The sequence below is a fragment of the Pseudomonas sp. GM78 genome, from assembly GCF_000282475.1.
Taxonomy (GTDB): Bacteria; Pseudomonadota; Gammaproteobacteria; order Pseudomonadales; family Pseudomonadaceae; genus Aquipseudomonas.
On record NZ_AKJF01000123.1, the window covers coordinates 63,456 to 73,059 of the forward strand.

A 9,604-nucleotide genomic window follows, 5' to 3' on the forward strand; every position below is an offset into this window, starting at 1 on the left:
TCTCAATGACACCATCGCCGGCAAGGGGCGTTATGAATCAGCCCGGCGGCCAGTGCATCTGGCGCTGACCCAGCACATGCATATGAATGTGGTAGACAGTCTGCCCACCTTCTTCATTGCAGTTCATGACAACGCGGAAACCTTTTTCGCAACCCAGTTCCAGGGCCAGGCGCTGGGCGGTGAACAGGATGTGTCCAGCCAGGGCCTTGTCGTCCTCGGTCAGGTCGTTCAAGGTGCGTACCGGCTTCTTCGGAACCACCAGGAAGTGCACCGGTGCCTGTGGGGCGATGTCGTGGAAGGCCAGTACCTGGTCGTCCTCGTAAATGATCTTCGCCGGGATTTCCCGGTTGATGATCTTGGTGAACAGAGTATCCACAGCTGTTTTCTCCGTTGTTTGGGTTGGCCCGAGTGTACCCATGGAGGGTGTACCCGCCCAGTGTTTTACCGTAAGACCCTTCAGCGCGGGCAGTGAGCCTTGATGACCATGCCGGTGATTGTCCTGATCAGCCAGCGCGAGCCGAACCGGGGCAGGGTGGCGAACCAGCGGTTGCGCCGCCCGGGGATGATGATTGCGCGATTTTTCTCCAGGGCTCGCACCGTATAAAGCGCGACTTCCTCCGGACTCATCAGCATTTTACTGTTGGCCAGTTTGTCGCTGTTCAGTTGCGCGGTGCGGAAAAACGCCGTGCGAGTCGGGCCGGGGCAGAGCACCGAGACCTTGACCGCGCATTTTTTCAGCTCGACCCGCAGAGCTTCGGAAAAGTGCAGCACATAGGCCTTGCTGGCGTAATAAGTACTCATCCACGGGCCGGGCTGGAACGCCGCGACCGAAGCGACGTTCAGAATTTGACCGCCACCCTGCAACGCCATGCTGTTACCGATGGCATGGCACAGGCGAGTGAGTGCCAGGATGTTCACTTCGATCAGGTCCTGCTCGGTCATCCAGTCCTGGGCCAGGAACGGGCCGCAAGTGCCGATACCGGCGCAGTTGACCAGCAGGTCGATCTGCCGGTCTCCTTCCTCCAGCTCCAGCAGGAAGCCTGACAGGCGTAGCGGCTCGCCCAGGTCGCAGGCGCGGAACAATACTTCCACGCCAAAACGTTGGGTCAGTTCAATCGCAATGCTTTCCAGCTGATCACGCTGTCGAGCCACCAGAATCAGGCTGCGGCCGCGCCGGGCCAGCGCTTCGGCCATCGCCAGGCCGATGCCGCTGGAAGCGCCAGTGATCAGAGCGTAACGGGTCATGCCATTCTCCATCGCAACAGCTCCGCGCCGCGACGCAGGTGTCACGGGCGGGGAGCGCTGTTCATTCTTTCGCAGAGTCTACAGGGGGCGGGGCTTGTTCGGCTGCCTCGGCAGGCGAATTTGCTTGCGGTTGGACTTCGACATCGATTTCGTCGGTGGTCATCGAGCTGCTTTGGTAACTGCTCTCAAGGGAATCTTCATACCCTTGCTGGATTGTCGAGATTCCACCCACCATCGCACCGACGGCAAATAACCCGATAAAGACAATCCACAATGCGCACAAAACCTTGATCGCCTTGCTGTTGGGTGGGGGAGGCGGGCCATAGCGGTTAGCGCCGGCGTTGCCTGGTATGACCATGATCACCAGCGGGAAGAAACTGCCTACGAACGGAACCAGGTTCAGGAGCCAGAGCCAGCCCGACCAGCCTATATCGTGCAAGCGCTGAATGCTGAACAGAACACTGACCACCAGGAACGCCATGAACAGGAGAAAGGCGAAGATGCCGCCGATGATCAGCCCGTTGGTGGAATTGCCACTGACCAGCCCCAGGCCGATGAGCGCAAATACGCCGACAATGGGCAGCGTCACCAGGCTCAGCACCATCGTCCACGCCAAAAAGCGCAGGCGTCCGATGCGGCCTTCGACGCCGAAGGGTTTGAGTACGGCGAACTCCGGCAGTTTTTCACCGACGCGGGCCTGTGGCGGCGAATAAGGGGATTGTGGCTCTGCCACGGCGACAGGATCGTGAACATCCGCCAGGTCGAGCTCGATCGTAGGTTCGATCTCGATCCGTGCATCGATGCCCGTGTTCTTCAGGGCTTGAAGATAGGTTTGCGCATCAGCCTGTGACAGGTCGCGCTTGAGCGCTACCGGTCGACCATTGAACAGGCGCTCGATGGCGCTGACGTCACTCTTGAACAGCGCGGCGAGATTGAGTTTGGCGGTGTTGATATCAACACCCGGCAACAGTGTGCTGTCGAACACGATCTTGTAACGGTTTTCGCTCATCGCCCAGGCATCCTTGTCGCAAGTCTCGATACGAATGGCCAGCCGCAAGCTGGCCCGGTTGTTCAGCGCGGCCAGCGTTGGCGCAGTTGCGCTGCTTGTTCCTGTGCCTTGCGGTACTCGTCGTCGAGGCGTGCGACCAACTGATCTACGCTCGGCAAGTCATCGATTTCACCGACGCCCTGGCCCGCAGACCACACGGTTTTCCAGGCTTTGGCTTCATCGCTGATGGGTTTAAGTTTGGAGCCGAAATTCACCTCTCCCTTGTTTTGCAGCGCTGCCATGTCGAATCCGGCGGCTTCCAGGCTCTGGCGCATGAAACTTGCCGGAACACCCGATACCGCTGGAGTATGGATGATGTCTGCGGCTCTGGATGTCAGCAGCATCTCTTTGTAGGCATCAGGCGCGTGACTTTCGGTGGTGCCGATAAATCGTGTACCGAAGTAGGCCAGGTCCGCACCGAGCAATTGCGCGGCGAGAATTTCGTGGCCGTGGTTCAGGCACCCGGCCAGCAGCAGCGTCTTGTCGAAGAACTGGCGAATCTCGGCGATCAGCGAGAACGGACTCCAGGTGCCGGCATGTCCGCCGGCACCCGCCGCAACGGCAATCAGTCCGTCCACACCCGCCTCGGCGGCTTTCTCGGCATGGCGACGGGTCGTCACATCATGGAACACCAGGCCGCCGTAGCTGTGGACCGCGTCGACCACTTCCTTCACGGCGCCGAGGCTGGTGATCACGATCGGCACTTTGTGTTCGATACAGATTTCAAGATCCGCCTGCAATCGCGGATTGCTGTTGTGAACGATCAGGTTCACTGCATAGGGCGCGGGATTCTCCAATGTCGCCAGCCCTGCCTCGATTTCCTCCAGCCAGGCCTTGAAGCCGCTGCTCTCGCGCTGGTTCAGCGCCGGAAAGCTGCCGACCACGCCATTGCGACAGCAGGCAAGCACCAGTTGCGGGTTGGAAATCAGGAACATCGGCGCGGCCACTACGGGCAAACGCAAGCGTTGTTCAAGCAGAGCGGGCAGCGACATTGGAAGTACCCCGGTGAGTAGTATCTATTGGGTTTAGAACGGCCGAACGACAACCAGAATTACGATCGCCAGCAATATCAGAACCGGCACTTCATTAAACCAGCGATAAAAGACATGGCTGCGGGTGTTTTCGCCATGGGCAAAGCGCTTTACCTGCGCACCGCACATATGGTGGTAGCCGATCAGCAACACGACCAGGGTCAATTTGGCGTGTATCCAGCCACCTTGACTGAAGATGCCTGGGTTGAGGTAGATGAGCCAGCCCCCGAAGATGAGCGTAGCGATCATCGAGGGTCCCATGATGCCTCGGTACAGCTTGCGCTCCATGATGCTGAAGCGCTCCTTGCTGACGGTGTCTTCGCTTTGGGCATGGTAGACGAACAGGCGCGGCAGGTAGAACAGGCCGGCAAACCAGCAGACGACGCTGATGATGTGGAAAGCTTTGAGCCACAGATAAAGCATTTTTGGTTATTCCCAGGTTCACGGTAGCCGGATAGTAGAGGCTTGAGGCTCCGCACGTCACCTTGCCGGTTGTCGCAGGACGATACGGGCCCTATTATCGACGGCTTTCCAGTGGGTTCGTTGAGGGCAGGTTTATGGTCAAGGTCGGTATCGTCGGCGGCACGGGTTACACCGGTGTCGAACTGTTGCGTCTGTTGGCGCAACATCCGCAAGCTGAAGTGGTGGTGATCACTTCCCGATCCGAGGCCGGCCTGGCCGTGGCCGACATGTACCCGAACCTGCGAGGCCACTACGACGGCCTGGCGTTCAGTGTTCCGGACATCAAGACTCTGGGTGCGTGCGACGTGGTGTTCTTCGCAACCCCTCACGGCGTTGCGCATGCCCTGGCGGGTGAGCTGCTGGCGGCCGGCACCAAGGTCATCGACCTGTCTGCGGATTTCCGCCTGCAGGATGCCGAGGAATGGGCCAAGTGGTACGGCCAGCCGCATGGCGCCCCGGAGTTGCTGGACGAAGCGGTCTACGGTTTGCCGGAAGTCAATCGCGAGCAGATCAAGAAAGCGCGCCTGATTGCGGTGCCGGGTTGCTACCCGACCGCTACGCAGTTGGGTTTCCTGCCATTGCTTGAAGCTGGCCTGGCCGATGCGACGCGCCTGATCGCCGACTGCAAGTCCGGCGTCAGCGGTGCCGGTCGTGGTGCCGCTGTAGGTTCGCTGTACTCCGAGACGTCGGAAAGCATGAAGGCTTACGCCGTCAAAGGGCACCGCCACCTGCCGGAAATTCGCCAGGGTCTGCGTCGTGCCGCGGGCAAGGATGTTGGCCTGACCTTCGTACCGCACCTGACCCCGATGATCCGTGGCATTCACTCCACGCTCTACGCAACCGTCGTGGATCGCTCGGTGGATCTGCAGGCGCTGTTTGAAAAACGTTATGCCAACGAACCGTTCGTCGACGTCATGCCAGCCGGCAGCCACCCGGAAACCCGCAGCGTGCGCGGCGCCAACGTGTGCCGAATCGCTGTGCACCGCCCTCAGGACGGTGATCTGGTGGTCGTGTTGTCGGTGATCGACAACCTGGTCAAGGGTGCGTCGGGTCAGGCCGTGCAGAACATGAACATCCTGTTTGGCCTGGATGAACGCCTGGGTCTGTCCCACGCGGGCATGTTGCCGTAAGGCTGCATCGCACACAGCAAAAGGCCCGTTGAACGGGCCTTTTTGCATTCAGGGCGGGCGACTGGGTTGGTTGATATACCATAACAATAGTTGACCGCTTTTCTAGGAGAAGCGGATAATGCGCGTCATCACGCAATATGACGGCGTAACGCCGGGAGATAGTCAGCATGAGCGTCGAATCCTTCACCCCCACGGCTTTGCAATTCACCCACGGTGCCGCGCACAAGGTGAAGAGCCTGGTCGATGAAGAGGGGAATGATCGCTTGAAGCTGCGCGTATTCGTTACGGGCGGCGGTTGTTCAGGTTTTCAGTACGGCTTCACTTTCGATGAGGAAGTGGCCGATGACGACACCATCGTCGAGCGCGAAGGTGTGAGTCTGGTTGTCGATCCGATGAGCTTCCAGTACCTGGCAGGAGCCGAGGTGGATTACCAGGAAGGCCTGGAAGGCTCGCGTTTCGTCATCAAGAACCCGAACGCTACCACCACCTGTGGTTGTGGCTCTTCGTTCTCGATCTGATCAGCGCGTCTGTATCATCAAAACGCCGCATGGCCTCAGGGCCCTGCGGCGTTTTGCTGTCCGGCATTCAGGCGGGGTAGATGGCGCCGAGTACGCGTAGCCCTCGGGCGCCGGTGACGCTCGGGCGATTGGCCGCGATCCCTTCCAGGCAGCAATGGGCCAGCCAGGCGAAGGCCATGGCTTCGACCCAGTCCGGGTCTACACCGTGAGTGGCGGTACTGCTGACCGTCGCATTCGGTAGCAGGCAGGCCAGGCGCTTCATCAGTGCGCCGTTGTGCGCGCCACCACCGCAGACCAGCAGCTCCCGAGTATCTGCCTGGGCACTGCGCAGCGATTCGACGATGGTTAATGCCGTCAGTTCCAGCAGCGTTGCTTGAACATCCTCGGCCGCGAAGGTCGGCAGCGCTGCCAGATGCCGGGTCAGCCATGGCAGGTTGAAGACTTCACGACCGGTACTCTTCGGGCCCTTTGTCACAAAGAACGGGTCGCTGAGCAGTGCCTTCAACAGTACCGGTTCGATCTTGCCGCTGGCAGCCCATTGGCCATCACGATCATAGTTGTCACCGCGCTGCTGGTGAATCCAGGCATCCAGCAATACGTTGCCCGGGCCGCAGTCGAAACCTGCGACGGGCTTGCCGGGTTCAATCAGGCTGAGGTTGCTGAAACCACCTACGTTCAGCACGGCGCGGTTGCCGGACTGTTCTTCAAAAAGCGCTTCGTGAAAGGCTGGAACCAGTGGCGCGCCTTGCCCACCGGCAGCGACGTCGCGGCTGCGGAAATCACTGATCACCGTGATGCGGGTGAGCTCGGTCAGTAGGGCCGGATTACCGATTTGCACCGTGAAGCCGCGCGCGGGTTCATGGCGAATGGTCTGGCCATGGCTACCAATCGCGCGTATGTCTTCAGGCTTGAGGTGCTGTTGGGCAAGGAGGGCACTAACCCCCTGCGCCGCCAGCTTCACCCAGTTCTGTTGGGCGATGGCGGAGCGGGCGATTTCGTCCGGACCGCTGGCGCACAAGCCAAGCAGCTCGGCGCGCAGGGAGTCGGGCATCGGGATGTAGTGGGTGGCGATCAGCCTGATCGCCGGTGCTTGCTCGATCAGCGCTATGTCCAGGCCATCAAGGCTGGTCCCGGACATCACACCTATATAGAGCGCCATGGCCTAGCGCTTGGCCGAAGCCAGCTGGGTGGCTTTTTCCTGATCCATGCGGGCCATCATGGGCTGGCTCTGCGCCAGGAAGCGTGCGCGTTCGGCTTTCGAAATCGGGTCGGCCATCGCTACTTTCTGGCCCAGCGGGTCGACGTGTACGCCGTTGACCTGGAACTCATAATGCAAGTGCGGACCGGTGGAAAGGCCGGTAGTGCCGATGTAGCCGATGACCTGGCCTTGTTTGACAGTGCCTCCAGTCTTGACGCCTTTGGCGAAGCCTTGCATGTGGCCGTACAGGGTGCGGTAGGTATTGCCGTGCTGCAGGATTACGGTGTTGCCGTAACCGCCGCGGCGACCCGCCAGCAATACTTTGCCGTCACCGGCTGCCTTGATTGGCGTACCGCGCGGTGCTGCGTAGTCCACGCCTTTGTGAGCGCGGATCTTGTTCAGAATCGGGTGCTTGCGGCCCATGGAAAATTTCGAGCTGATGCGGGCGAAGTCCACCGGGGTACGGATGAATGCCTTGCGCATGCTATTGCCATCAGCCGTGTAATAGCTGCTGTTGCCTTGCTTGTCGGTGTAGCGCACGGCGGTGTAGGTCTTGCCGCGGTTGGTGAAACGTGCGGACAGGATCGGGCCGTCGCCGACTGCTTTGCCGTTGACCACTTTCTGTTCATAGATCACATCGAACTGGTCGCCCTGGCGAATATCCTGGGCAAAGTCGACGTCGTAGCCAAACACGCTGGCCATGTCCATGGTCAGTCGATGCGACAGGCCCGCGCGCGCAGCGGACTGCGACAGCGAACTGTTGATCACGCCATGCACGTAGGCAGAGCGTACGGTGGGCTTGGCGGTAACGCGGTTGAAGCTGTAACCCTTGACGTTCTTGGTCAGGGTGATGGTTTCGAGGTCGCTGACCTTGCTGTGCAGGCTGGTCAGCTGGCCGTCCGGACCCAGTTCGAATTCGAGTTTCTGTCCATGCTTGAGTTGGCTGAATTGCTTGGCCTGTTTGTCGCTGGCCAGCAAGTCATGCACCGAAGTGGCTGGAAGGCCGACTTTTTCGAACAGCGTGGAGAGCGTATCGCCTTTGCTGACGATCACTTCCCTGTGATTTGGCGCCTTCTTTTCTTCGGCAACCGGTACAGGTACTGCTGCAGGAACTGGTGCGGCTTGAGCTGTTTCCTGGGGCTCTGGTGCGCTGTCCTCGATCTGTGCAAAAGGAGACTCGACCGGCTCATTTGTGGCTTGGACGGCGTTAGTAGCGTCTTGTTCTTGTGTCAGTTGTTCAGCAGGGCTTTCCAGTTCAAGACTCAGGGTTGTCTTTTTGGCTTCGACATCACTGGAAGGAAATACCAGAAGCGCCAGGCTCAGCAGGGCGGCTATGCCGCTCGCTGCGAGCAGGTGGGTTTTCGGGTAAAGCGGTGGCGCTTTAGACGATTCTTTGGTCATAAGTAGTGTTTTGACTTTGAAAAAGATGAATTGGAAAAGATGAATGACATGATGAAGATGAAATAACTGTATAAAATATAACCAAATCATCCCTGAAGCAAGTCCGTGGACACCCTTGTCAGCGGATTGGCGTCATTGTGCCGGCCAAACTTTGTATTTGACGCGCGATCTTGTATGGTTGGTCCCCTTTGAATTCGAGCCTTGCGGGTCTGTTATGAAGTCGGTTGAAGAGCAGCTAGCGCTGATTAAACGTGGTGCGGAAGAACTGTTGGTCGAGTCCGAGCTGATCGAAAAGCTCAAGCGTGGCCAGCCGCTGCGTATCAAGGCCGGCTTCGACCCGACCGCCCCGGATTTGCACCTGGGCCACACCGTGCTCATCAACAAGCTGCGCCAGTTCCAGGAGCTGGGTCACCAGGTGATCTTCCTGATTGGCGACTTCACCGGGATGATCGGCGATCCGAGCGGCAAGAGTGCAACGCGTCCTCCGCTGACCCGTGAGCAGGTGCTCGACAACGCCGAGACCTACAAGACCCAGGTGTTCAAGATTCTCGATCCGGCCAAAACCGAAGTGGCATTCAACTCCACCTGGATGGATCAGATGGGGCCGGCCGACTTCATTCGCCTGACTTCGCAGTACACCGTGGCTCGCATGCTCGAGCGCGATGACTTCGACAAGCGCTACACGACCAATCAGCCGATCGCCATTCACGAGTTCCTGTATCCGCTGGTCCAGGGTTACGACTCGGTCGCCTTGCGCGCGGATGTCGAGTTGGGCGGCACCGACCAGAAGTTCAACCTGTTGATGGGGCGTGAGCTGCAGCGTGGTTACGGCCAGGAAGCCCAGTGCATTCTGACCATGCCATTGCTCGAGGGTCTGGATGGCGTGAAGAAGATGTCCAAGTCCTTGGGCAACTACGTCGGTATCCAGGAAGCGCCGGGTGTGATGTACAGCAAGCTGGTCTCCATTCCGGATGCGCTGATGTGGCGTTACTTCGAGCTGCTCAGCTTCCGTTCCATGGATGAGATCAATGCGTTCCGCGCCGATGTCGAGGCGGGTGTCAATCCGCGTGACATCAAGATCAAGCTGGCTGAAGAGATCGTTGCCCGTTTCCATGGTGAGGAGGCTGCGGCCAATGCCCATCGTGCGGCCGGTAACCGTATGAAGGATGGCGAGCTGCCGGATGACCTGCCTGAGATCGAATTGACTGCTGCCGAAGATATGCCGATCGCTGCCGTCCTTAATAAAGCGGGCCTGGTGAAGAACTCGGCTGTGGCGCGTGATCTGCTCGGTTCCGGTGGCGTGCGCATCGATGGCGAGGTGGTTGATCGCTCCTTTATATACGTACTGGGTGCGACCCACGTTTGCCAGGCCGGCAAGAAGGCATTTGCGCGCATTACGCTCAAATCGGAATAAAGCTGAAACAAAGGGTTGACGGCGAATTTTAGAAGCCTATAATTCGCCCCACTTCCGGCGCAGTCGAAACGGAAAACTCCTTGGTAAACAATGAGTTATGCAGTTTTCGGCAGCAGGTTGCTTCAGCTCATCGAAGCCCGAAGGAAGTTGAAAAAGA

At 59.0% G+C, this 9,604-nt stretch carries 10 protein-coding genes; 3 read left to right on the forward strand and 7 right to left on the reverse strand.

What is annotated here, in order from left to right:
• Positions 1–37: 37 nt before the first annotated feature.
• The 5 genes from PMI35_RS12035 to hemJ form a co-directional block, all read right to left on the reverse strand.
• Positions 38–376 (reverse strand): histidine triad nucleotide-binding protein, encoded by a 339-nt coding sequence (locus tag PMI35_RS12035; RefSeq protein WP_007986008.1) that lies wholly within the window; start codon positions 374–376, stop codon positions 38–40.
• A gap of 80 nt (positions 377–456) precedes the next feature.
• Positions 457–1,245, reverse strand: a complete 789-nt coding sequence (locus PMI35_RS12030; RefSeq protein WP_032831774.1) for an SDR family NAD(P)-dependent oxidoreductase — start codon at positions 1,243–1,245, stop codon at positions 457–459.
• A 61-nt stretch (positions 1,246–1,306) separates the two neighbouring features.
• The gene (locus tag PMI35_RS12025) at positions 1,307–2,254 is read right to left on the reverse strand and encodes a DUF805 domain-containing protein (protein ID WP_008061603.1); all 948 of its coding nucleotides are present in this window, start codon (positions 2,252–2,254) and stop codon (positions 1,307–1,309) included.
• 62 nt (positions 2,255–2,316) lie between these two features.
• Positions 2,317–3,285 carry an NAD(P)H-dependent flavin oxidoreductase gene (locus PMI35_RS12020; RefSeq protein WP_008061604.1) on the reverse strand — a complete coding sequence of 323 codons (969 nt, stop codon included), beginning with the start codon at positions 3,283–3,285 and terminating at the stop codon, positions 2,317–2,319.
• A 33-nt stretch (positions 3,286–3,318) separates the two neighbouring features.
• Entirely contained in the window at positions 3,319–3,747 is a 429-nt protein-coding gene (gene hemJ / locus PMI35_RS12015) for a protoporphyrinogen oxidase HemJ (protein WP_008061605.1), read from the reverse strand.
• Between the two features lie 134 nt (positions 3,748–3,881).
• On the opposite strand from hemJ, the gene argC reads away from it, so the two are divergent.
• On the forward strand, positions 3,882–4,916 hold the full coding sequence (gene argC / locus PMI35_RS12010; RefSeq protein ID WP_008061607.1) for an N-acetyl-gamma-glutamyl-phosphate reductase: 1,035 nt from the start codon (positions 3,882–3,884) through the stop codon (positions 4,914–4,916).
• Between the two features lie 167 nt (positions 4,917–5,083).
• A complete protein-coding gene (erpA, locus tag PMI35_RS12005; protein ID WP_007906865.1) occupies positions 5,084–5,434 on the forward strand; it encodes an iron-sulfur cluster insertion protein ErpA in 351 nt (116 codons plus the stop codon).
• 67 nt (positions 5,435–5,501) lie between these two features.
• Here the strand turns inward: erpA and PMI35_RS12000 are convergent, their stop codons facing one another.
• Positions 5,502–6,593 (reverse strand): anhydro-N-acetylmuramic acid kinase, encoded by a 1,092-nt coding sequence (locus PMI35_RS12000; protein ID WP_008061609.1) that lies wholly within the window; start codon positions 6,591–6,593, stop codon positions 5,502–5,504.
• 3 nt (positions 6,594–6,596) lie between these two features.
• A complete protein-coding gene (locus PMI35_RS11995; protein WP_008061611.1) occupies positions 6,597–8,033 on the reverse strand; it encodes a peptidoglycan DD-metalloendopeptidase family protein in 1,437 nt (478 codons plus the stop codon).
• A gap of 214 nt (positions 8,034–8,247) precedes the next feature.
• On the opposite strand from PMI35_RS11995, the gene tyrS reads away from it, so the two are divergent.
• Entirely contained in the window at positions 8,248–9,447 is a 1,200-nt protein-coding gene (tyrS, locus tag PMI35_RS11990) for a tyrosine--tRNA ligase (RefSeq protein WP_008061613.1), read from the forward strand.
• The last annotated feature ends 157 nt before the right edge of the window (positions 9,448–9,604 follow it).